The 22,252-nt window shown below is 67.7% G+C and carries 18 protein-coding genes and 1 other RNA gene; 7 read left to right on the forward strand and 12 right to left on the reverse strand.

From position 1 onward, the window contains the following. Positions 1-115: 115 nt before the first annotated feature. From AB0F17_RS43445 to ftsE, 6 genes are all read right to left on the reverse strand, one after another. Positions 116-1,531 carry a site-specific integrase gene (locus tag AB0F17_RS43445; protein ID WP_358035752.1) on the reverse strand — a complete coding sequence of 472 codons (1,416 nt, stop codon included), beginning with the start codon at positions 1,529-1,531 and terminating at the stop codon, positions 116-118. Between the two features lie 160 nt (positions 1,532-1,691). Next, positions 1,692-2,074, reverse strand: a transfer-messenger RNA (tmRNA) gene (gene ssrA / locus AB0F17_RS43450). A 281-nt stretch (positions 2,075-2,355) separates the two neighbouring features. Further along, a complete protein-coding gene (locus AB0F17_RS43455) occupies positions 2,356-4,215 on the reverse strand; it encodes a penicillin-binding transpeptidase domain-containing protein (RefSeq protein WP_358035754.1) in 1,860 nt (619 codons plus the stop codon). After that, complete coding sequence (smpB, locus tag AB0F17_RS43460) at positions 4,212-4,679, reverse strand: SsrA-binding protein SmpB (protein ID WP_358035756.1); 468 nt, start codon at positions 4,677-4,679, stop codon at positions 4,212-4,214. The genes AB0F17_RS43455 and smpB overlap by 4 nt, the downstream gene beginning before the upstream one ends. 23 nt (positions 4,680-4,702) lie before the next feature. Continuing rightward, positions 4,703-5,608 (reverse strand): permease-like cell division protein FtsX, encoded by a 906-nt coding sequence (ftsX, locus tag AB0F17_RS43465; RefSeq protein ID WP_358035758.1) that lies wholly within the window; start codon positions 5,606-5,608, stop codon positions 4,703-4,705. Positions 5,609-5,628: 20 nt separating this feature from the next. After that, on the reverse strand, positions 5,629-6,318 hold the full coding sequence (ftsE, locus tag AB0F17_RS43470; RefSeq protein ID WP_049564761.1) for a cell division ATP-binding protein FtsE: 690 nt from the start codon (positions 6,316-6,318) through the stop codon (positions 5,629-5,631). A 203-nt stretch (positions 6,319-6,521) separates the two neighbouring features. Here ftsE and AB0F17_RS43475 point away from each other — a divergent pair, with 203 nt between their 5' ends. Then, positions 6,522-6,713 carry a hypothetical protein gene (locus tag AB0F17_RS43475; RefSeq protein WP_358035760.1) on the forward strand — a complete coding sequence of 64 codons (192 nt, stop codon included), beginning with the start codon at positions 6,522-6,524 and terminating at the stop codon, positions 6,711-6,713. Here the strand turns inward: AB0F17_RS43475 and prfB are convergent. Continuing rightward, on the reverse strand, positions 6,699-7,814 hold the full coding sequence (prfB, locus tag AB0F17_RS43480) for a peptide chain release factor 2 (RefSeq protein ID WP_358035762.1): 1,116 nt from the start codon (positions 7,812-7,814) through the stop codon (positions 6,699-6,701). The genes AB0F17_RS43475 and prfB overlap by 15 nt on opposite strands. A 47-nt stretch (positions 7,815-7,861) precedes the next feature. Here prfB and AB0F17_RS43485 point away from each other — a divergent pair, with 47 nt between their 5' ends. Beyond that, positions 7,862-8,878 carry a hypothetical protein gene (locus AB0F17_RS43485; RefSeq protein WP_358035764.1) on the forward strand — a complete coding sequence of 339 codons (1,017 nt, stop codon included), beginning with the start codon at positions 7,862-7,864 and terminating at the stop codon, positions 8,876-8,878. Positions 8,879-9,153: 275 nt separating this feature from the next. Here AB0F17_RS43485 and AB0F17_RS43490 read toward each other — a convergent pair whose 3' ends face one another. Beyond that, entirely contained in the window at positions 9,154-9,957 is an 804-nt protein-coding gene (locus AB0F17_RS43490) for a helix-turn-helix transcriptional regulator (RefSeq protein ID WP_358035766.1), read from the reverse strand. A gap of 98 nt (positions 9,958-10,055) precedes the next feature. Between AB0F17_RS43490 and AB0F17_RS43495 the strand changes: the two genes are divergently transcribed. Further along, complete coding sequence (locus AB0F17_RS43495) at positions 10,056-10,880, forward strand: NAD(P)H-binding protein (RefSeq protein WP_358035768.1); 825 nt, start codon at positions 10,056-10,058, stop codon at positions 10,878-10,880. 185 nt (positions 10,881-11,065) lie between these two features. Here AB0F17_RS43495 and AB0F17_RS43500 read toward each other — a convergent pair whose 3' ends face one another. The 4 genes from AB0F17_RS43500 to AB0F17_RS43515 form a co-directional block, all read right to left on the reverse strand. Next, positions 11,066-15,937, reverse strand: coding sequence for an NAD-glutamate dehydrogenase (locus AB0F17_RS43500; RefSeq protein ID WP_358035770.1), 4,872 nt, complete (start codon positions 15,935-15,937; stop codon positions 11,066-11,068). A gap of 38 nt (positions 15,938-15,975) precedes the next feature. Next, positions 15,976-16,779, reverse strand: a complete 804-nt coding sequence (locus tag AB0F17_RS43505; RefSeq protein WP_358035772.1) for a tryptophan 2,3-dioxygenase family protein — start codon at positions 16,777-16,779, stop codon at positions 15,976-15,978. A gap of 85 nt (positions 16,780-16,864) precedes the next feature. Then, positions 16,865-17,062 (reverse strand): zf-HC2 domain-containing protein, encoded by a 198-nt coding sequence (locus AB0F17_RS43510; RefSeq protein ID WP_219538228.1) that lies wholly within the window; start codon positions 17,060-17,062, stop codon positions 16,865-16,867. Further along, entirely contained in the window at positions 17,062-17,616 is a 555-nt protein-coding gene (locus AB0F17_RS43515; protein ID WP_358035775.1) for a sigma-70 family RNA polymerase sigma factor, read from the reverse strand. Before AB0F17_RS43515 ends, AB0F17_RS43510 begins: the two co-directional genes overlap by 1 nt. 109 nt (positions 17,617-17,725) lie before the next feature. Between AB0F17_RS43515 and AB0F17_RS43520 the strand changes: the two genes are divergently transcribed. From AB0F17_RS43520 to AB0F17_RS43535, 4 genes are read left to right on the forward strand one after another with little or no spacing between them, the layout of a single operon-like run. After that, complete coding sequence (locus AB0F17_RS43520; RefSeq protein WP_358035777.1) at positions 17,726-18,367, forward strand: DUF4142 domain-containing protein; 642 nt, start codon at positions 17,726-17,728, stop codon at positions 18,365-18,367. Beyond that, complete coding sequence (locus AB0F17_RS43525; protein WP_358035779.1) at positions 18,367-19,782, forward strand: DUF1996 domain-containing protein; 1,416 nt, start codon at positions 18,367-18,369, stop codon at positions 19,780-19,782. Before AB0F17_RS43520 ends, AB0F17_RS43525 begins: the two co-directional genes overlap by 1 nt. A gap of 54 nt (positions 19,783-19,836) precedes the next feature. After that, complete coding sequence (locus tag AB0F17_RS43530) at positions 19,837-20,616, forward strand: hypothetical protein (protein ID WP_358035781.1); 780 nt, start codon at positions 19,837-19,839, stop codon at positions 20,614-20,616. A 55-nt stretch (positions 20,617-20,671) separates the two neighbouring features. Further along, the gene (locus AB0F17_RS43535; RefSeq protein ID WP_358035783.1) at positions 20,672-22,147 is read left to right on the forward strand and encodes a ferredoxin; all 1,476 of its coding nucleotides are present in this window, start codon (positions 20,672-20,674) and stop codon (positions 22,145-22,147) included. The last annotated feature ends 105 nt before the right edge of the window (positions 22,148-22,252 follow it).

Raw genomic sequence — 22,252 nt, forward strand, 5'->3', positions numbered from 1 at the left:
TCTCCCGCGCGCCCCCCCGCGGGGGGGGCGCTCCCCACCCCCCCACCCCGCTCCCGGGGGGGGGGGCGCCCCCCCCCCGCCCCCCCCCCCTTCTGCTGCCGTCACGCTATCGGCGCTACCCTGGCCGGCCCGTCCGGAGCAGGGCACCCAGCTCGGTGCCATCCGCAAGGGCCTGCCCGATAGCCTTAGTCAGCAACGCCGTCAGTTCAGGCGGCAGATCGGACGCTGCGTCGTTCGATGGCTCCGCGGCGGCCGGCGCCTCGGACACGATCTCTGGGGTCTTTCCTCCGGTGAGGGTGGAGTCGATGGCCGCGGCCATCCTGGAGTCGGCGTCAGGGGTGAGGTGGGAGTAAACCCCGCTGGTCACAGTGACGTTGGCGTGGCCCAGCCGCTTGGACACCGGCTCGATCCCGACCACGGAGATGAGGTCGCTCGCATGAGCGTGCCGCAGACCTTTGGGGGTGGGCTCCTTGATCAGGCCGCGCTCTGCGGCGAGTTCCCGTACCTTCTGCCATCGATGCTCGTTGAAGTTGGCGTTGCGCCACAGAACACCGCCGCGGCTCCCGGGAGCGGGGAACAGTAGCCCCAGCTTGGCCCTGCCTTCAGCGCGCCGGCGAAGCACCTCCAGAGCCTTGGGCGGGAGCGTGATAGTGCGGAAGGCGTTCGCGCTCTTGCCTTCCGTGGATTCGATGTAGGGCCGCCGATTCTCGTCCTCGCGAACCACCTGGGCCACAGTGAGCGTCCCGGCGTCGAAGTCCACATCGCACACCCGTAGCGCGGTCAACTCGCCCCACCGGAGTCCTGTGGCGAGCAGCACCAGCGTGATATCGCCGGTGTCCTGATCGACGTCGTAGGCGCACTGGATCCATTCCGGGATCTCTAGACCTGTGATCACGTTGACCGCTTTGACCGCCCTGCCTTTTCGCTCCGGTAGTTTGACCTGCCGGCACGGCTGACGCGAGCAGTACTCCTCGTCTATGGCGTAGTCGAAGACCGGCGATACCACCGTCCCGTGGATGTTGATGATTGTCTTGGGCGCGTACGGGCGCAGCGTCTTCTTACCGTGTTGCTTCTCCCGCATCAGGTTGACCCACGCCTGGATGATGTCCTTGGTGAACTCGTCGATCGGTAACCGCCCGAGAGGCCCCACGCGGGTGTCATCGGGGAGCGTGACAATCGCGTGGAGGAAGTGGTCCTCCAGGCTCTTGCGGTACTGACCGATGGTTCGCCGTTCGACGTCCACGAGCGTGGCCAGGTACATGTTGGCGACCTGGGCGAAGGTGAGGACTTCGGTCGGCTGCGAGGCGAGGCCCAGCATCTCGGCGAACGCCGGGTTCTTGTAGGGGTCGCGGAAGCCGTTGGCCACGAGCGCGCCACGGAAGATTTTCGCGGAGTCCAGGTCGTCGAAGGTGTAGGAGTTGCGGGGACCCGTCCGGCGGCCGCCCTCGCGCCATGGGACGCGGTAGGACACCTTCCCGTTCTTCTGCTTGCGGTACTCGACACCTTCAGTGCGTCGAGATCCTGTTGACACGGAACCACCAGTCCCTTCATGACGGGGTGAGGTTCCGTGAACGTAGGCGGCGACCCGGGTTAGCGTCCTGCTCCGGCAGGCCCGTGCCCCCATGGTGCCCCCACGAACAAAAAACCGCCCCTTGCCTGCGATGTTTCCGCAGGCAAGAGACGGTTTGATCTTGTGGAGGTGGCGGGAATCGAACCCGCGTCCTTCAACCCCAAGGCAGGGCTTCTCCGGGCGCAGCCTGCTGTGCTTTTCTCAGCCCCGGTAATCACGCAGGCGTGTCACCGACGGGCTCAGCCACTGTTTGATTTCCCGCTCTCCCCCGTGGCCGGGTCGAGCGGTTGAGCCTTCTAACGATGCCAGGTCCGGGCCGAAGGCAGTCCCGGGCTGACAGTGGTTTCGCTACTTAGGCAGCGAGGGCCAGGGAACCCTGGCCGACCACAGTGCGCTTAGAATTGGCACTTGTTGTTTGCGGTCACAGTGTTAACGAGGTTATGTCCGCAGTCCTCGGCCCGCTTCACCTGACTTGCAAGATCGAAGTCGAAGCCAGTCACCCCCATGTGCAGTTGTCAACACGGCCCCGAAGGACCGAGCAAGACGACCTTACATCCTGCAACACGTGCGACGTCAACTTGATTCCCGGACGGCGAAACCCCCGGGAACGCGTAGGCGTTCCCGGGGGCCGACCGGCAGGGTCGAGCCGGTCCGGACGGCAGGACTTCCCCCGAGATGAAGTCCTGATCTCGTCGCGGCGACTGCACCCGCAACCCCCCGAGCAGGGCAGTCACTGAGTAAGACGCAGCCGGCCACCCGAACGGTTGCCTAAGGTGAGGAGAAAATCACGGGGAGTCGCGAAGGGCGCTGAAGAACTCGCCCGCGACCGCCGCGGGGTCGTAGTTCTTGGTGAGGACGGCTATCGCCACCTCGCCCTGCCAGCCCACGAACCAGCCCATGTGCTTCTCCGCGTCGCCCGCGGCCGTCACGCCGTGCACCCCGGTGTGGCCGGCCAGGGCGCGCGAGCTCTTGGCGCCGGCCAGCATCATGGCGGTCAGCGCGCTGCGGACCTTGGGGTCGACAGCGACCGGTTGCGGCGCGGCGAGCGACACCACCTCCGCCGAGGGGTCGGGCGACTTCGGCTCGGTCACCAGCACGGGTGCGTGCCAACTGCCCGAGGCGATCGCCCCCGCGACGAGAGCCATGCTGAGCGGGCTGACCTCGACGTTCTGGCCCGCGATGGCCCTGGCCTTGTCGGCGTCGCTGGCCAGCGGGGGCAGCGAGCCGCTGAACGACTTGAGCGGCAGTCGCCAGTCCTTGCCGATGCCGAACGCCGCGGAGCTCTTGGCCAGTGCCGCGGCGTCGACGCGCCGGGCGAGCGAGGCCAGGGCGGTGACACAGCCCTTGGCGAAATTGTCCTTGACCGTCGGCGAGGCACCGGTGACCGAACTCGCCGTCACGAACCGCGCGCCGCCCACCGTTCGCTCGGCCGGGCAGGCGAGCTTCTGCTTGGTATTCATCCCGGCCTTGATCAGCGCGTCGGCGGCCACGATCGAGAAGGCCGTGCCGGCCGGGAATTTGCCGGCGAGCGCGTCCTTCTCCTGGTTCAGGCCCTTGGTGCCGACCGCCAGGATCTCGCCCGTCGACCGGTCGACCGCTACCAACGCGCTGGTGTCCGTCTGCGCCACGGCGGCTTCGGCGGCGCTCTGCTTGGCGCTGTCGATCGTGGTCCGCACCGGGACGTTCGTCCGGCCGGGCCACTCCTTGAGCTGCGCGACCTCGTTGTCGGTCTTGAGGTCGAGGGTGATCACCCGGGTCCGGGTGGATCCAGTGAGGCTGTCCTGATACGCCCGCTGCAGCCCGCTCTGCCCGAACGAGTCGCCCGCCCGCTGCGGGCCGCCGAGCTTCTGCTCGGTCTCCGGAGTGAGCGCGCTCACCTTGCCCACGATGTCCTTGGGGCCGTCGGGCGCGACAGGCTGCTTCTGCTGGCGGATGATGAGCTGCGGGATCTTCTTGAGCTGGGCTTCCAGATCCCGTTGGTAGCGCACGGCGCCGAAGTTGGCGAGCGGGACGAACTGCTTCGGCGGCGACGACCTGATGCGGCTCAGCAGCCGGTCCTGGGCGAACCCGGTGTATCCCGAGAGCTGTTCGACGACCTCGTCCGCCCGGTCACCGAGCTGCGATGGGATGACGCCGACCACGTAGAGGAACTGGGGAAGCTGGAGCGGCGTGCCCTTCCTGTCCTCGACGGACTGGCGGGCCGTCGGGTCGGTGGACACGGCGAACCGCTGGCCGTCCTTCAGCTGCGGGTGCAGCACGGAAGGCGACCAGTGCACCTTCCACTGGCCGTCGACCAGGCGCAGCGGCAGCATGCTGTCGTACACCCAGAGCGGGTTGTTCTCCCCCAGGTCGACCTCGGCGCGGAAGTCGGCCTGCGACTGGTCGCCGTTCAGGCTGATGCTTTTGATCTTGAAGCGGAACGAGGCCGCGTCGAGCTCCACCTTCGCGTCGGAGAGCGCCTTGCGCACGGCGGCGCGATCACCGTCGGTACGGCCGGCGGCCAGGTCGTAGTCCTCCGACTGCCAGCCCACCAGGAAGTCCCGCACGGCGTCGTGCGGGGACGACTCCTCGAAGCAGGCGGTCAGCGACATGCTCGCGACGGCCAGGGTGACGGTCGCGGCCAGGCCGCGGCGTACGCGACTCATCGGTTGCGTTGCCGCACTGCCCGGGCCATCTCCCTCTTGGCCTGCTGCTCCGACAGGGTCTGCCGTTTGTCCCAGTCCTTCTTGCCGCGGGCGATGCCGATCTCGATCTTGGCCTTGCCGTCCTTGAAGTAGAGCGACAGCGGCACGATCGTCAGCCCGCCCTCCTTGGTCTTGGCGGCGAGCTTGTCGATCTCCTTGCGGTGGAGCAGCAGCTTGCGCTTACGGCGGGCGGCGTGGTTCGTCCACGTCCCCTGGGTGTATTCGGGGATGTGGACGTTGAACAACCACGCTTCGCCACTGTCGATGGAGGCGTAGCCGTCGGCGAGCGACGCACGTCCCTCGCGCAACGACTTCACCTCGGTGCCCTGCAGCACGAGCCCCGCCTCGAAGGTGTCCTCGACGTGGTAATCGTGCCGGGCACGCTTGTTCTGGGCGACGACCTTCCGCCCGGTCTCACGTGGCATGCTCCGACCTTACCGGCGATCCGTCAGACCCTGAGGTAACGGCGGAGTGTGATGAACGATGCCAGCACACAGATCACCACGCCGATGCCCATGGTCAGCGTGATCACCCAGGCCACGTCATTCCAACTGAGTTGGCTGCCGAACGCGAAATACTTCGCGATCTCCTCGAACAGGAAGACCTTGGAAAGGATCAGAAGGACGGCGGCGAGCACTCCGCCCATCAGCCCGGAGATCACGCCCTCCATGACGAAGGGCAGCTGGATATAGAGGTTGGACGCCCCGACCAACCGCATGATGCCGGTTTCCCGGCGGCGGTTGAAGGCAGACAGCCGCACCGTGTTGCCGATCAGCAACGCGGCCGCCAGGACCAGGACGATCGCCACTATGATCGCGCCGGATCTCAGCTTGTCGAGCAAGCCGAAGAACTGGTTGACCAGGTCTCTCTGGTTCGTCACCTGCGCCACGCCGGTCTTGCCCTGGAGCGCCTGGACCACCGGCTGGTAGTTGTTGGGGTCCTTCAGCTTGACGCGGAAGGACGCGGGCATGTCCTCCACCTTGGTCGCGTCGATGAGCGCCTTGTTGGCGGCGTAGGACTTCTGGAAGTTGGCGTACGCCTGGTCCGGGCTCTCATAGAGAACCTGCTCGACCCCGGGCATGCCCTGGATCTCGGCCTGCAGAGCCTTGGTCTGCGGGGTGCCGATCGGCTTGCCCTTGCAGTTGGGCATCGTGGGGTTTCTGCCACAGAGGAAGACCGATACCTCGACCTTGTCGTACCAGAAATCCTGCATCATCTTGACCTGGGAGTTGATCATCAGGCCAATGCCCAGCATCGCCATGCCGACGGCCACGGTGATGACCACCGCGATCGTCATGGTCAGGTTGCGACGGAGGCCGATCCAGACCTCGGAGAAGATGAAATTCGCCCGCATGTTCTGTCTACTGCTCCCTGTCAGTACGCCTGGCCGTAAACGCCACGCGACTGGTCGCGGACGATCTTGCCGTCCTCCAGCTCTACGACGCGCTTGCGCATGGAGTCGACGATGGCCGCATCGTGCGTGGCCATGACGACCGTAGTGCCAGTCCTGTTGATCCGGTCGAGCACCTTCATGATGCCGATGCTCGTCGCGGGGTCGATGTTGCCCGTCGGCTCGTCGGCCAGCAGGATCATGGGCCGGTTGACGAAGGCGCGGGCCATGGCGACGCGCTGCTGCTCGCCGCCTGACAGCTCGTCGGGCATCCGGTGGGCCTTTCCTTCCAGGCCGACCAGCTCGATGACCTCGGGCACCACCTTGCGGATGAACCGCCGTGGCTTACCGATGACCTCGAGCGCGAACGCCACGTTCTCGTAGACGTTCTTGTTCGGGAGCAGCCTGAAGTCCTGGAACACGCAGCCGATGCGGCGGCGCAGGTGCGGCACCTTGAAGTTGGAGAGGCGGGCGAGATCCTTGCCGGCGACGTGGATCGCACCGGAGTTGGGCCGCTCCTCCTTCAAGACCAGGCGCAGGAAGGTGGACTTGCCTGATCCCGAAGGACCGACGAGGAACACGAACTCGCCCTTGTCCACGTCAACGGAGACATGGTCGAGAGCGGGCCGGTTCTGGTTCGTGTAGACCTTGGTGACATTATCGAAATGGATCACGAGAGCATCACGGCATGCCAGTCTAGGGGTCAGGACGGAAGCGAGGGTGGCACATGCCCACTTCCCGCCACACGCCTATCGGGGACGACTTTCTTTACTGATGATCGACGTTCCGATTGGCCAGAGCACAGTCTAGGGGGAAGACTGGCATGGAACGTCCATAACGGAAACAAAACGATTGTGCGGCTAGACTTGGGGCTGACATGAGTTGCCAACACCTCGTATGCGCGCAGTGCGCCCACCCCGTCATCGAGGGCCGCTGCCCCCTGTGCCGTGCCAACCGCGAGCGGATGCACAACCACGGCTTCGCCGGGCTGTCACCTGCCCTGATCGTCTTTCTGCTGGTCGTGCTGCTCTTCGTGGCCCTGGTGCTCAAGCACCTAGGCGGGCTCTGATTCCTGCCTGCGCATCCAGCGGATCTCGGACTCGATGAACTCATCGATGTCGCCGTCGAGAACGCCGGTGGGGTTGCCCGCCTCCGTGCCCGTGCGCAGATCCTTCACGATCTGGTAGGGGTGCAGCACATAGTTGCGGATCTGGGTGCCCCACGACGTGGTCGAGGCGCCCCGCAGCTCTGACATGCGCTCTGCCTCCTCCTGCCGCTTGCGCTCCAGCAGCTTGGCCTGCAGCACGTTCATCGCCGAGGCGCGGTTCTGGAGCTGCGAGCGCTCGTTCTGGCAGGAGACCACGATGCCGCTCGGCAGGTGGGTGATGCGGACCGCCGAGTCGGTCGTGTTGACGCCCTGGCCGCCGGGTCCCGACGAGCGATAGACGTCGATGCGGAGCTCGTCCTCGATGATGTCGATGTGGTCGGTCTGCTCGACGACCGGCACGATGTCGACCCCGGCGAACGAGGTCTGGCGGCGGCCCTGGTTGTCGAACGGGCTGATGCGGACCAGACGGTGGGTGCCGTGCTCGCCACGGAGCGTGCCGTACGCGTAGGGGGCCTTGATCACGAACGTGGCCGACTTGATGCCGGCCTCCTCCGCGTAGGAGGTGTCGTAGACCTCGGTCGGATAGCCCTTGCGCTCGGCCCAGCGGAGATACATGCGCAGCAGCATCTCCGCCCAGTCGGCGGCGTCGACGCCGCCGGCCTGCGAGTTGATGGTGAGCAGTGCCTCACGCGCGTCGTAGGGGCCGGACAGGAGCGTACGGACCTCCAGCGCGCCGATGTCGGACCGGAGCGAGCCCAGCTCCTTGTCGGCCTCGGTCTTGGTGTCCTCGTCGCTCTCCTCGGCGGCCAGCTCGTAGAGGACGCTCAGGTCGTCGAGGCGGCGGACCAGCCCTTCGACGCGGTTGAGCTCGCCCTGCAGGTGCGAGAGCTTGCTGGTGACCTTCTGCGCCTGCTCGGGGTCGTCCCACAGGTCGGGCGCGGCGACCTGGTCCTCCAGCTCCGCGATCTGCTTGCGCATGGCGCCGAGGTCGAGCACGTCCTGGATGCTCCGCAGGGTGCCCGCGAGCTCGTTGATCTCTTCTGCTGGATCGATACCTGCCACGCCTCCCTAGGGTACGCGACCCTCGCGGGCCCGAATAACATGGCCACGTGCGTAGTTATGGTCGGCGGAGGGTGCTGGCGCTCGCCGCCGGCCTGCTGGCCACCGCGGTCGGCTGCTCGGCCGCGCCCCCACCCGCGCCCAGTCAGGTGGCGGCGACCACGACCGTGCCCGCGACCCCGTCGCCCTCGGCGACCACCCCGCTGATCACGCCGGTCGAGGCGGCCAAGGTGTTCACCACCTTCACCGCCACCGACGACCTGCTGCGGGCCGGCGGCGACCTGCGGCTGGCGATGGATCTGACCCGCGACGCGGAGGCGCAGCTCACCTCGGCCGCGTTCCTGTCGACGGGCAACCGCCCGCCCCGCTACACGTGGGGCACGCCGACGCTGTTCGTGCCGCGGTTCAGGCAGAACGAGGTGGCGCCCTGGTTCACGGTGCTGACCACGCGCAACGGCCATCCGACGCTGCTGACGTTCGCCAAGGCCGACGACTGGCGGCTCAGCTCGGCGACGCAGCTCCTGCCGGGGCAGGACCCGCCGGACATCCAGCTCGACGCGGGAGGCTACGCGACGGCGCTCGCGCCCGACGACAAGAGCATCACGATCAGCCCGCAGTTCATGGGCCCGTTGCACGCCACGGTGGCGGAGGCGGGCGAGACGGGCGTGGCGGCCGGCCTGCTCGCCCGGGGCACCTACACCACGGACGTGGCGGAGCAGATCACCACCGACCGGGAGCGGGCCAAGATCGGCGGGTTCAGCTACGACTCGATCTTCAGCGCGGGCGACTATCCGGTCTACGCGCTGCGCATGGTGGGCGGCGGGGCGCTGATCCAGTACGCCATGACGCGCACGACGACGACCACGGTGGAGACGGACAAGGCCGACTTCGTCCCGGTGCCTGAGGCGGCCCGCTGGCTTTATCACAACGACAGGGCGCGGCGGTTCCTGAAAACCACAGAGATCAACCAGTACGCGACCCTGGTCCCCCGCTCCGGCACCCCGACTCCCGCCGCGATCATCGCCCACACAGGCTCCCTCACCAAAGCTGTTGGCGGCGATCCTTAAAACCCCCTTTTTTCCTTTACGGCCAGCCCGGTGGACCCCACCCGCCATACATGGCTGAGCTCTGTCCAGGGGCACGCTCCTCCGGTGGAGATGGCTGGGCGCCGTGACGTGCGCCTTCTTGACCCCGGCCGTGGCCTACCGAGCCCGTGGCGCCCAGGTGTCCCGCAGTCGCCGGGCTGCCTCCCACCGTGAGCTACCGAGCCCGTGACGCACGCGCATCGGTAGAGGTGGCCAGGCGGCCGCTCTTCGCCCTCGCAGGGGTCGACCGAGCCTGGCTATGCGCCGGGGGCTCGTAGGCGCTGGAGGGCCTTGTGGGAGGGCGTGCCGGGGGCGGCTGTGTAGAGGACCAGGCGTTGGTCCGCGCCGGCTATGGGGAGGAAGTCGCAGTCGAGTTCCATCGGGCCGGCGATGGGGTGGGTCATGTGCTTGGTCAGTGTTCGCTGGATTTCGATGTCGCGGGCCGCCCACAGGCCGGCGAACAGGGGGCTGGTCTCTCTCAGGTCGTCGACCAGGGCTCTGATGTTCGCGTCCGCCGGGTAGCGGCCGGTGGCTCGGAGGTCGGCCACGCACTGGCGGGCGAGCTGGAGCTTGTCGGGCGTCGGGGCCGGGTTGCCGAAGAGCCAGCGCAAGGTGTTGCGTTGCCAGGGCGGCACCTCCGACAGGTCGCCGATCAGGGCGACCAGCATGCGGTTCCAGGCGAGGACGTCGTAACCGGCGTTGATCACCATGGCCGGGACGTCGGTGAGCCGGTCCAGCAGGCGCAGGACGTTGGCGGGCACCTCGCGCGCCGGCTCGGCGCGGGCCGGGGACTGGTCGGCCAGCCGGAGCAGGTAGTCGTGCTCGTCGCCCGTCAACCGCAGGGCCCGGCCGAGCGCGGTGAGGACCTGGTCCGACGGGTGCGGGCCGCGGCCTTGCTCCAGCCTGATGTAGTAGTCGACCGATATGCCGGCCAGCAGCGCGACCTCCTCGCGGCGCAGCCCGGGGGTCTGCCGGCGCGGACCGGGCGCCAGCCCCACCTCGGCGGGCTGGATCCGGCCCCGTCGGCTACGGAGAAAGCCGCCCAGTTCCTCCCTGTTCATCCCAACCATGATGACCCAGCCCTCTCGGGCCTGGTACCGCGAGTCCCAGCCCTGGCTGTGCCTACCCGCCTGGAACGCCCTCGGACCAGCATGTCGGCATGACGATTCTGGTAACCGGGGCCCGCGGACACGTGGCCCGGAGCCTCATACGGCAACTCCTGGAGACCGGCGAGCAGGTCCGCGCCGCCAGCAAAGACCCCGCCGCGGCCCATTTGCCCACAGGTGTGGACGTGGTCGCGGCGGACAGCCCGGCATTCGCGCTGGACGGCGTCGACCGGGTGTTCCTCTACGCCGATCCTCAAGGGCTGGACGCCTTCCTGGCACAGGCTCGCGAGGCCGGAGTGCGTCACGTCGTCCTCCTGTCAGCCGCCCTGGCGGACCCCACGGCCACGGACGCGATCGCCCGCCTGCACGGCGTGGCCGAAGAGTCGGTGGCCGCCTCAGGACTCCCCTGGACCGCCCTGCGCCCAGGCGCGTTCGCCACGAACGCCCTCCAATGGGCAACAGAGATCCGCACCGAAGGCCGGGTCACCAACCCGTTCCCCGACACCCACTCGGCCCCCATCCACGAAGCCGACATAGCGGAAACCGCACTAAAGGCCCTGACAGAAGACGGCCACGAGAACGCCGTCTACGAATTGACCGGCCCCGACTCCATCACCCAGCGCGACCAGATGAACACGATCGCACAAACAATCGCCAAGCCAATCGAATGGCACCTACAGGACTTGGAAGCCCACCGCCAAGCCCTGTCCCGCTGGGGCTCCCCGGAAGTAGTGGAATCACTCCTCAAACACTCCATAGCCACCACAAACACCCCAGTACCGACAGCAAGCACTTTCGCTGAGCTAACCGGCAAACAACCCAGATCATTCGCTGAATGGGCAGAAGACCACAAGGAAGCATTCACGGGCACGAACTAACCCGGCCGAGACCAACGACCGACCACGGCCGGGGCCAAGAAGGCGCACGTCACGGCGCCCAGCCACCTCCACCGGAGGAGCGTGCCCCTGGACAGAGCCCAGCCACGTAGGGCGGGTGGGGCCCACCGGGCTGGCCGTACAAGACCGAAAAGGACCTGAGACCAACCCGGGCGGCCCTAACGGAATCACCCCTCGCTGTGCGGGAGGCTGCTGGAAGCAACCAGCGTACGAATCGCGCGGAGGGCCACAGAGAGCGTGGCGAGGTCGAAGTTGTCGCTTTCCCAGATTTCCGAGAGCGTCTGGCGGGATCGGTGGACCGCCGCCGAGTTCGCCTCGGTCCAGCGGGCCAGCCGCTCCTCCGGAGACAGTCCCGGCGTGCTGTGGGCCAGCACGTCGCGGGTCAGCGAGGCGTGGGCCGCGTACAGGTCGTCCCTGAGCGCCGCCCGTGCCATCGCGTTCCAGCGGTTGTCGCGCGGCAGCGCGATCACCCGCTCCCTGAGGCGGGCCAGCTGGAGGCGGTCGGCGAGGTCGAAGTACACCTCCGCCACCTCGTTGACCGGACGTCCTGTGAGCGAGGAGATCTCCACCAGGTCGAACGTCGAATAGGCGGGCACCATGGCCGCCACCCGCTCCGCCAGCTCCGTCGGCACCCCGCGGGCCTCGAAGGAGTCGCGGCGCTCCTCGAAGGCCGCCAGATCGGGCCCGGCGAGCAGCTTCGGGATGTGGGCCAGCAGGCCGTTCACGCCCTTGACGAAGAAGCTCACCGACCCGGCCAGGTCGAGCGGCGGGCGGCGGTTGCCGAGCAGCCAGCGCGTGCCGCGTTCGGCCAGCTTCCTGGCCTCCAGCAGCATCGCGATCTGCATCGACGTGTCGGCCTTGTTGTCCAGCGCCTCCACCGCGCGGTAGAAGCTCGACAGGTCGAACACCTCGCGGGCGACGAGGTAGGCGCGCACGATGTCGGGCGTCGAGGCGCCGGTCTCCTCGCTGAAGCGGAACATGAACGTGGTGCCCATCGAGTTGACCAGATCGTTCACCACGCAGGTGGTGATGATCTCGCGGCGCAGCGGGTGGGCGTCCATGTACGGGCGGAAACGTTCCCGCAGCGCCGACGGGAAGTACGACACCAGCCACGAGGCCAGGTACGGGTCGTCGGGCAGGTCGGAGCCGAGCAGCTCGGCGTCGGCCACCAGCTTGGTGTAGGCCAGCAGCACCGAGAACTCGGGCGCCGTCAGGCCCAGCCTGGCCTGGCGGCGTTCGGCCAGCGTCTTGTCCGAGGGCAGGAACTCCAGCTCCCGGTTGACCCGCCCGTCACGCTCCAGGCGCCGCAGGTAGCGGGAGTGGATGTGGAGCATCTCGACGGCCTGGGCGCGGGTCGCGGCCAGCACCACGTTCTGGGCGTAGTTGTCGCGGAGCACCAGGTCGGCGACCTCGTCGGTCATCGAGGTGAAGACCTGGTTGCGCTGCTTGTCGGTCAGCTCGCCGTCGCGGACGACCTGGTCGAGCAGGATCTTGATGTTCACCTCGTGGTCGGAGGTGTCGACCCCGGCCGAGTTGTCGATGAAGTCGGTGTTGACCAGCCCGCCGCCGCGCGCGAACTCGATGCGGGCGAGCTGGGTGAAGCCCAGGTTGCCGCCCTCGCCGATGACCTTGCAGCGCAGCTCGGCGGCGTCGACCCGGAGCGAGTCGTTGGCCTTGTCGCCCACGTCGGCGTTCGACTCGGTGCCCGCCTTGACGTAGGTGCCGATGCCGCCGTTCCACAGCAGGTCCACCGGGGCCCGCAGGATCGCGCTGATCAGGTCGTTCGGCGTCATCGAGGTGACCGCCGCGGGGATGGAGAGCGCCGCGCGGATCTGCGGCGTGATCGGGATGGACTTGGCCGTGCGCGGGTGGACGCCGCCGCCCGCCGAGATGAGCTTGGTGTCGTAGTCCGCCCAGGAGCTGCGCGGCAGCGCGAAGAGCCGCTGCCGCTCGGCGAAACTGCGGGCGGTGTCAGGGTCGGGGTCGATGAAGATGTGCCGGTGGTCGAAGGCGGCCACCAGCCGGATGTGCTGCGACAGCAGCATGCCGTTGCCGAACACGTCGCCCGACATGTCGCCCACGCCGGCCACGGTGAAGTCGGTGGTCTGCACGTCGGTCCCGATCGTGCGGAAGTGGTACTTGACCGACTCCCAGGCGCCGCGCGCGGTGATGCCCATCGCCTTGTGGTCGTAGCCGATCGAGCCGCCGGAGGCGAAGGCGTCGCCGAGCCAGAAGCCGTACTCCTTGGCCACGCCGTTGGCGATGTCGGAGAAGGTCGCGGTGCCCTTGTCGGCGGCGACCACCAGGTAGGTGTCGTCGCCGTCGTGCCTGACCGTGTCCGGCGGCGGCACGACCTTGCCGTCGACCAGGTTGTCGGTGATGTCGAGCAGCCCGGAGATGAACATCCGGTAGCACGCCACACCCTCGGCGAGCTGCTCCTCGCGCCCTCCGCCCACAGGCGGACGTTTCACGACAAATCCGCCCTTGGAGCCAGTCGGCACGATAACGGTATTTTTCACCATCTGGGCTTTGACCAGGCCGAGGACCTCGGTCCGAAAGTCCTCCATCCGGTCCGACCACCGCAGGCCGCCCCTGGCCACCTTGCCGAAGCGCAGGTGCACGCCCTCGACCCGGGCCGAGTACACGAAGATCTCGTACTTCGGCCGCGGCAGCGGCAGCACGCTGATCGCCTGCGGGTCGAACTTCAGCGAGATGTACGGCTTCCGCTGCCCGTCCACGGTCTGGAAGTAGTTCGTCCGCAGCGTCGCCTGGATCATCTCCAGGTACGCCCGCAGGATCCGGTCCTCGTCCAGCGAGACGACCTCGTCGAGCGCGCCCAGGATCTCCTCGTGGAGCGCGTCGGCCAGGTCGGTCCGCACGTCGTCGCCACGCCGGGGGTCCAGCCGCGCCTCGAAGAGACGCACCAGCAGCCGGGCCAGCCGCACGTTGCCGGTCAGCACGCGCTCCATGTAGCGCTGGGAGAAGGCGGAGCCCGCCTGGCGCAGGTACTTGGCGTAGACACGCAGGATCTCGACCTGCTCCCAGGTCAGCCCGGCGCGCAGGATGAGGGAGTTGAAGTTGTCGGCCTGCACCTCGCCCTTCCACAGCGCGATGAGGCCGTCCTGGAAGAGCCGCTTGAAGTCCTTCCTGTCGACCTCCTCGTTCGGGGTGTAGCGCAGCCCGAAGTCGTAGATCCAGGCGTTCTTGGTGGCGGGGTCGTTGTCCCTGTCGATCTCGTACGGCCGCTCGTCCACGACCTCGACGCCGAGCCGCTGGATCAGCGGGAGCGCCCGCGACAGCGAGATGGGCGTGCCCAGCTTGTAGATCTTCAGCCGTCGTTCGCCCTCGCCGGCGTCGTAGGGCTCGTAGAGGTTGAGGCCGATCTCGTTCTCGTCGGAGCCGGCGAGCTGCTCCAGACGGCGCAGGTCCACCACGGCCATCTGCGGCGGGAAGTCGGCCTTGTAGCCCTCGGGGAAGGCCGCCTGGTAGCGCCTGGTCAGCCTGGGCGCCTCCTCCTCGGAGGTCAGCTCCGACAGCGCCGCGGCCAGGTCGTCCTCCCACGAGCGGGTGATCGCGGCCAGCCGCGCCTCCAGCTCCTCCACGTCGACGCTCGGCGGCGGCAACTGCCTGCCGCGCTCGCCGCGGATGACCACGTGCAACCGGGCCAGGGCGGACTCGCCGATCATCGCGCTGTAGTCGAGCGTCTTGCCGCCCAGCGCCTTGAGCAGGAGTTCCTGCATCCGGTAGCGCACCTGAGTGGTGTAGCGGTCGCGCGGCAGGTAGATCAGGCAGGAGATGTAGCGGCCGTAGTCGTCGCGGCGCAGGAATAGCTTGACCTGCTTGCGCTCGCGCAGCCGCAGCACGCCGAGCGCGATCGGCAGGAGCTGGTCGAGCGAGGTCTGGAAGAGCTCGTCGCGCGGGAACGTCTCGAGGATCTCGATCAGGTCCTTGCCGTCGTGGCTGTCGGGGGCCAGCCCGGCCTGGTCCAGCACGTCGGCGAGCTTGCGCCTGAGCACCGGGATCCTGGAGATCGACTCGTTGTAGGCCACATGCGTGAACAGGCCGAGGAACCGGCGCTCGCCGATCACCTCGCCCTCCGGCGAGAACAGCTTCACCCCGATGTAGTCGAGGTAGGCCGCGCGGTGCACGGTCGCCCGGGAGTTGGCCTTGGTGATGATCAGCAACTGCTTCTCGCGGGCCTTGGCCCGTACCTCGGCGGGCAGCACGGAGAAGCTCTCCGAGCCGATCTTGTCGTCGCGCAGGATGCCCAGCGCCGCGCCGGGCAGCGCGCGCAGCGCGTCGCCCTCGTCGGTCTTCTCCAGGCGGTATTCGCGGTAGCCGAGGAAGGTGAAGTGCCCGTCCGCGAGCCAGCGCAGCAGGTCGAGGCTGTCCTCGACCTCGGCGGGCTCCAGCGGCGGCGGGTTGAGCGTCAGGTCCTCCGCCATCTGCACGGCGACCCCCCGCATCTTCCTGAAGTCCTCGACCGCCTGCCGCACGTCGGACAGGACCCGCTGGAGGTCGGCCTCCAGTCGCCTGAGCACCTCGGGGTCGGACTGCCGGTCGATCTCGAAGTGCATCCAGGACTCGACCAGCATCTGGCCGGTGACGTCCTCCTGGCCCCGGCCGAGCATCTTGCCGGTCATGTCACGGCGTACCCGCATCTGCGGGTGGACCACCAGGTAGGTGTTGATGTCATGCCTGGCCAGCTCCATCGTCACCGAGTCGACCAGGAACGACATGTCGTCGGTGACCACCTCGACCACGGAGTGCCCCGGGTCCCACCCGTTCTCCTCAAGGGTCGGGGTGTAGGCGCGGACCATGGCCCGGCCCTGGGGGCGTACCTCGGCCAGCTGCTTCTGCGACATCGCCGGGCCGTACACGTCGACGGAACTACGGTCGAGCAGGTCCTCCGGCGCGACGTGCCGGTAGTAGATCCGCAAGAAGGACAGCGCATCCTCGGGGCTCACATGGTCGCTGCTCACCGCGCATCGTTGCGCGGCTCGCTGGAGCAGCTCATCCTTGGCCTCGTCGAGCGGCATTTCGCTCTCACTCCTTTGTGAGGGTTCGCCATGGCTTGTCACAGCCAGGCCCTTAGTTCCCACAGCAGCGGGAAGTAGTGCAGGCGGGTTCGACCGCGCAGATAGGGGGCACCCGTCGATCCGCCGGTGCCGGACTTGGTGCCGATCTGCCGTTCGACCATCTGGACGTGACGGGTCCGCCACTGGGCGGCGGTCTCGTCGTGGGTCATCAGGTCTTCGGCCAGTTGCCACAGGTCGTCGTGCGACCCGCGGTCCCTCGCCACGGCCAGCAGCGTGCCCATGATCTCGTCGTCGGAGACCGGCAGGCCACGCAGGGAAAGGGCGGTGAGATAAGCATCCCACAGCGACGGCTCGTCGAGCCGGCGGCGCAACCTGGCGAGTTCGGTGTCGCTGGCGTCTCTCAGCCGGCCGAGGTAGCGGGCGTCCTTCAGCCCCGACAGGAACTCCAGCTCGCGGAACTGCACGGACTGGAAGCCGCTCGCCGGGGCCAGCTTGGCCCGGAACTCCAGGAAGTCCTGAGGCGTCATCGTCTCCAGGACCTCGACCTGTTCGATCAGCACCCGCTCCACCGCGTGGACCCGCTTGAACACGTGCCTGGCCTGCCAGAGCTCGCCATGGAACATGGCGTCCCTGCCGACCTCCAGCTCGTGCAGCAGCAGCTTGAACCACAGCTCGTAGACCTGGTGGATGGTGATGAACAGCAGCTCGTCAGGCGCCTCGGACTGAGGCTGCTGCTGAGCGAGCAGCTCGGGCAGGCGGAGATAGGCGCCATAGGAGAGCCGGCCGCCCTCCTCGCCGAATCGCCGGTCAGGAGGGACGGTCGCATCGCCGTGGATGCTCACCGAACACCTCCCCCAAGCCGCCCGATCTGATCGACCGGGCGTACGTGCCTCGCCGTATCGATATCACCCGAAAAGGGGAAGAACGTCAACGTGACATCGACATAGGCGGGTCGTCTTCGGAGGCGGCGGGCAAGTCCTTCAGCTCGTCGAGCCGGCCCGGAATCTCGGCCATGTCCTTGAGCTCCGCCTGGCACCGTGCGCATGTGTCGAGGTGGCGCTCGAACTCCTCTATCTCCTCATCATCGAGGACACCGAGGACGTAGGCGGCCACCCCTTCATGCATTACCCGGCTACCCCCTTGTCCTGCAGAAGCACACGGAGAGCCCGGATCCCGTAGTAGAGCCTGGACTTCACCGTGCCCGGCGGGATCCCCAGAATCGCCGCCGCTTCACTTATCGTACGGTCCCGGAGGTAGGTCTGCTCAATCACTTCCCGGTGTTCGTCGGACAGGCTCCGAAGCGCGTCCTTGACCACCATGGCCGAGAGCGCCCGCTCCGAGCTGTCTGGCACCGCCAGCATGTCGACTTCCGGCGGCTCGACCTCATGTGGCCGAACACTCTTGCGCCGGCGTCCGTCGATCACGATACGGCGCGCTACTGTCAGTAGCCATGCCCAGATGAGGCTGGGCTCCCATTGCAGTCTTGCCGAGTGTCGCCAGGCTCTTACGATCGTCTCTTGAACGACGTCTTCCGCCCATTGAAGATCGTTCCCGGTCGACTTGCGTACGTGGCGCAGCAGAGGGCCGCCGAACTCCTCGTAGAGCACCGCGATGCGGTGTTCCGCTTCGGTATCCGTACTCTCTAACCTGCCGGCGAGATGACCTAGCACGGGGCACATCTTTACACCTTCGTTATGACTCCGGTAGGCACTCCGATAACTCCAGTCATTTCTGACTATTCCGTACTCATGAGTGAACCGGTCCCCGAAGGCCCGCGTACCTCCGATCATGCACAGGCTTTTGCGCGGCGAACTGCTCATGTTCGGCGGCTTCGCAGTGGCTGCCACGGTCACGATCCTGCTGGTCCTGCCGACAGGGACCTCAGCGGGAGCCACTCAGTACACGCAGTCGGCCGCCGGTCCTCTCGGGCCGTCGGACCGCGACCTGCTTGTAAAGGTACGCCAGGCAGGCCTCTGGGAGATTCCAGTTGGCCAATGGGCCCAGACCCGCGCCGAGTCCGCGAGCGTGAAGGAGACCGGGAAGCACCTGGTCGAAGATCACACGAAGCTGGACGTGGCGACTCGCGCGCTCGCCGCGAAACTCGGCGTGCCCATCCCTGATACGGCCAACGCCGATCAGCAGAGCTGGATGGCCCAGCTGTCCGCGGAGAAGGGTCCCGCCTTCGACAAGGACTTCGCCAACCTGTTGCGAGCCGCGCACGGCAAGGTCTTCGCCGTCGTGGCAGCAGTGCGGGCGGGGACCCGCAACGAGGAGATCAGGAAGTTCGCCACCACGGCGAACACCGTGGTGCTGAAGCACATGACGCTGCTCGAAGGCACCGGATTGGTGGACTTCGGAGAGCTCCCCGAGCCCCCGACGCCCTCACCTGTTCCACCCGTCGCAACGGCGGTCGAAACGAGGAGACAATAATGAGGAGATCCAGACGCGCGGCCGCTGCCGTGTCCGCTCTGGCCGTGATGGCCGGCGGCCTGGTGTCCGCGGCCGTGATCGGCGTCGGTCCAGCGATTGCGGACCATTGCGATCCGGCCAACGAGGCCAACCAGCAGGCGCAGCAGTCTCAATCGCCGACGCAACAACAGCGGCAGCAGCAGGCCCCGGACAACCAGGACCAGCAGGCTCCAGACGGTCAGGATCAGCAACAGCAGGACCAAGGCCAGCAGCAGGACCAGGGTCAGCAGCAGCAACAGGACCAGGGTCAGCAGCAGGATCAGGGCCAGCAGCAGCAGCAGGGCGGCGGTGCCCTCTTGGCCGCGCCGACCCCCGCGCCCGACGGGCAGGACACCACCGCGCCTGACGCGCAGGACACCACCGCCCCCGAGGCGCAGGACACCGCTACCGCCACGGACCAGCCGCAGCAGTTCCGACGCAGGGGCAACGGCAACAACAACAACCAGCCCACCAAGTCCGCGTCGCCCACCCCCTCGGCTACCGGGACGGGTCAGGAAGAGGAATGCGCCGACCTCGGCCCGTTCCCCGAGGACTTCGTCGACATCCGCCAGGTCGGCCGCGGCCAGCTCGCCAACTTCCAGGCCGGCAGGAACGGCTCCAGAGGCACGTTCGTCTCAGCCTGTGGGACGAACGGCAATAAGCACAACAACCCGGACAACTTCATCGTCGCACCGGGCGTGAGCAACGGCGCGCACCACCTGCACGACTACGTGGGCAACCTGACGACGAACGGGTTCTCGACGGACCAGAGCCTCGCCGCGGGCGGCACCACCTGCCGGTTCGGTGACAAGTCGGCCTACTTCTGGCCGGTGCTCCGCGACCGGAAGTCGGACGCCAACAGCCAGGACGCGGACGGCAACGTCGGCCAGGTCCTGCGGGCCAACCAGGTCACCCTCCAGTTCCGCGGCAACGCGTCGGCCAAGGTGACCGCGATGCCGAAGTTCCTCAGGCTCATCATGGGTGACGCCAAGGCGGCCACGAACGGCGGCGCGAACGCCAAGGCGGCGTGGACGTGTACCGGCTTCCAGAACCGCGTAACAAATAACAAATATCCGCTCTGCCCACGCGGCAGCCAAGTCGTCCGTATCCTAGACTTCCCAAGCTGCTGGGACGGCCAGAACACCGACAGCGCCAACCACCGTACGCACGTGGTGTTCCCGGGACAGGGTGGCGCCTGTGCACAGGGAACCAAGGCCATCCCACAGCTGCGCATGACCCTGACGTACTCGGTTCCACAGGGGCCGTCCTATGCCGTGGACTCGTTCCCTGAGCAGAAGCACAACCCGGTGACCGATCACGCCGACTTCGCCAACGTGATGTCGGATCAGCTCATGGCGTTCGTGGTCAACTGCATCAACCGCGGCCGTCGTTGCTGACATAGATCGGCCCTCCCGAGTCGCACCCTCAATCGACGACCATGGAGGGAATCGATGCTCCACAAAAGACTGCCCCGGCACGCTCCGAGCAAACTGGACTCCAGGTACGTCCGGCTCGGAGTGAGCACTGGGATCGCCGCGTTGATCCTGGCAGGCTTCCTCCTGACCAGGACCGACAGCGGGACCTCAATGCTCGGGCAAGGGGTGGCTTTCCTCGAGTTCTACGCGGGCGTGTTCGCCCTGGTACTGCTGAGCGCGACGGTCGGGCTCGGTCTGCTCACCACCGAACGCGTCTTCCTGTCCCCCTCCAACAGGGTCAGGGCACAGCTGGCACACCGGGCCACAGCGGCGATCGGGATGGCCTACCTGGTCACGCATATCACCCTCATGGTCAGTCTGGGCCATGCCCCGCTGGCCGCGGCAGTGGTCCCAATTGCCGGTATCTATGTGGGATTCGGCGCAGTAGCCTTCGACATGATGGTGATCATCGTTGTGTCGGGGATGATGCGAGGACGGTTCGCGGTGACGGCCAAGCCATGGATTTGGCGGACGCTCCATGCCACCGCGTACCTGTCCTGGCCCGTGGCCATCATGCACGGTCTGACCGCGGGCCGTACGGCGGCGCCCTGGGTGGCGTGGTCGTACATCGCCTGCCTGGCCGCGGTCGGCGGGGCACTGCTCGTCCGGGTGATGGCCACGGTACTCAGGCCGGCCGTCCAGCCGGAATGGGTGAAGACGCCGGAGGTCGACAGGTCGCCGGTCGCGCGGCCGGTGGACGTCAACGCGCCAGTTAGCCTCGACGCAGCGCGTAGGAAGTACCGGGAGGCGGGATGAGACCGCACAGGAATGCCCAGGAGGCGCCAGAGTGATCCCGCAGAGAGTCCCACGCGTGTTACGCGTGGGCCCGGCCCGGCTGACCGCCGGGCTGGAGCACACAAGGCGGATCGATCTGCCCGCACACCGGACGCTTCACGGCGAGCCGGCGTTGCGCGACATCGAGACCTTGATCGCCCAGGTGAACGAGGTCGACATGCGCGGCAGGGGCGGAGCGGCGTTTCCGGTCGGCCGCAAGATGCGCGCGGTCGCCGACGCCGCCGGGGCACGCGAGAGTGTCGTGCTGGTGAACGGCTCGGAGGGCGAGCCGGCCAGCTTCAAGGACACCATGATGCTCATCCGCAACCCCCACCTCGTGCTCGACGGCGCGGTCCTTGCCGCTGAGGCCCTGCACGCGCGCGAGGTCGTCGTGGCGATCGGGTCCGGCGGCGAAGTCGCCGAGGCGTCGGTCTCCGCCGCCGTGGCCGAGCGGCGCGCCGCCAACGTGGCGGGCGGCACGGAGAGCCATGTGCGGATCCGGGTGGTCGCCCTTGAAGAGAGGTTCATCTCGGGCGAGGGCGGCGCCCTGGTGCGCGGCGTGAACGGCGGGGAGGCCATCCCCAACGGCCGTAAGAAGCGCGCCGCCGAGAGCGGCGTGGACGGCCTGCCGACGCTGCTGTCGAACACGGAGACGTTCGCCCAGATCGCCCTGCTCGCCGAGTACGGCCCCGAAGGCTACGCCGAGTACGGCACCGCCAAGGAGCCCGGCACCGTGCTGCTCAGCGTGAGCGGCGGCTCCACCAACCCCGCCGTCGTGGAGGCGCCCACGGGCACCCCGCTGATCGACGTCCTCGACATGTGCGAGGCGGAGATCGGCGACGGCGTGCTCATGGGCGGCTACCACGGCGCCTGGATGAGCTACGAGAACGCCCTCACGGCGGTCATCTCGCGCGAAGGCATGAAGGCGAAGGGCGGCGAGCTGGGCGCCGGCATCGTGGTGCCGCTCGGCGACTCGACCTGCCCGCTCGGCGAGACGACCCGGGTGGCGGCCTATCTCGCCGCCCAGTCGTCGGGTCAGTGCGGCCCGTGCCGCCTCGGACTGCCCGACGTGGCTCGGGCGCTGCTCGCGCTGGCCGAGGGCACCGGGTCCACGGACGCGGTACGCCGCAGCGTACGAGCCGTCGAGCGGAGAGGCGCCTGCTTCCACCCCGACGGCACGGCCAGGTTCGTCCTGTCCTCCCTGGACGCCTTCGAGAGCGACATCGCGCTCCACCTCGAGTACGGCTCGTGCGGCCGGCCGTGCCGCGGCGTGCTCCCCCTCCCGGAGAACGAGGACCAGCCCGAGTACCGCGTGGAGGTGGACTGGACGCGTTGCCAGGGCCACGGCCTGTGCGCGCACCTGCTGCCGGAATTCGTGGAACTGGACGAATACGGCTTCCCCTCCTTCAAGACCGTGCCGGGCTGGATGGCGAAAGACGCTCGCCGAGCTGTGGACATGTGTCCCGCGCTGGCCCTGCGCCTCAAAGAGTCCGTAGCGGTACGGGCGGGTTAATCCCCCGGTCCCGGGGGGGCGCGGGCCGGCCCGGGGGGGGGCCGCGCCGGGGGTTTGTGGGTTTTGTAGAAAGACCGGGGCGGCAGGGGGGCGGGCGCCCGAAGG

The organism is Nonomuraea sp. NPDC026600, assembly GCF_040638335.1.
In the GTDB taxonomy this organism is placed as follows: domain Bacteria; phylum Actinomycetota; class Actinomycetes; order Streptosporangiales; family Streptosporangiaceae; genus Nonomuraea.

Bases quoted from the DNA above. Each gene is read 5' to 3' on its own strand.
- AB0F17_RS43455 (WP_358035754.1), bottom strand. From the start codon at position 4,215: ATGAGTCGCGTACGCCGCGGCCTGGCCGCGACCGTCACCCTGGCCGTC.
- smpB (WP_358035756.1), bottom strand. From the start codon at position 4,679: ATGCCACGTGAGACCGGGCGGAAGGTCGTCGCCCAGAACAAGCGTGCC.
- ftsX (WP_358035758.1), bottom strand. From the start codon at position 5,608: ATGCGGGCGAATTTCATCTTCTCCGAGGTCTGGATCGGCCTCCGTCGC.
- AB0F17_RS43475 (WP_358035760.1), top strand. From the start codon at position 6,522: ATGAGTTGCCAACACCTCGTATGCGCGCAGTGCGCCCACCCCGTCATC.
- AB0F17_RS43490 (WP_358035766.1), bottom strand. From the start codon at position 9,957: ATGAACAGGGAGGAACTGGGCGGCTTTCTCCGTAGCCGACGGGGCCGG.
- AB0F17_RS43495 (WP_358035768.1), top strand. From the start codon at position 10,056: ATGACGATTCTGGTAACCGGGGCCCGCGGACACGTGGCCCGGAGCCTC.
- AB0F17_RS43500 (WP_358035770.1), bottom strand. From the start codon at position 15,937: ATGCCGCTCGACGAGGCCAAGGATGAGCTGCTCCAGCGAGCCGCGCAA.
- AB0F17_RS43510 (WP_219538228.1), bottom strand. From the start codon at position 17,062: ATGCATGAAGGGGTGGCCGCCTACGTCCTCGGTGTCCTCGATGATGAG.
- AB0F17_RS43515 (WP_358035775.1), bottom strand. From the start codon at position 17,616: ATGTGCCCCGTGCTAGGTCATCTCGCCGGCAGGTTAGAGAGTACGGAT.
- AB0F17_RS43520 (WP_358035777.1), top strand. From the start codon at position 17,726: ATGCACAGGCTTTTGCGCGGCGAACTGCTCATGTTCGGCGGCTTCGCA.
- AB0F17_RS43525 (WP_358035779.1), top strand. From the start codon at position 18,367: ATGAGGAGATCCAGACGCGCGGCCGCTGCCGTGTCCGCTCTGGCCGTG.
- AB0F17_RS43530 (WP_358035781.1), top strand. From the start codon at position 19,837: ATGCTCCACAAAAGACTGCCCCGGCACGCTCCGAGCAAACTGGACTCC.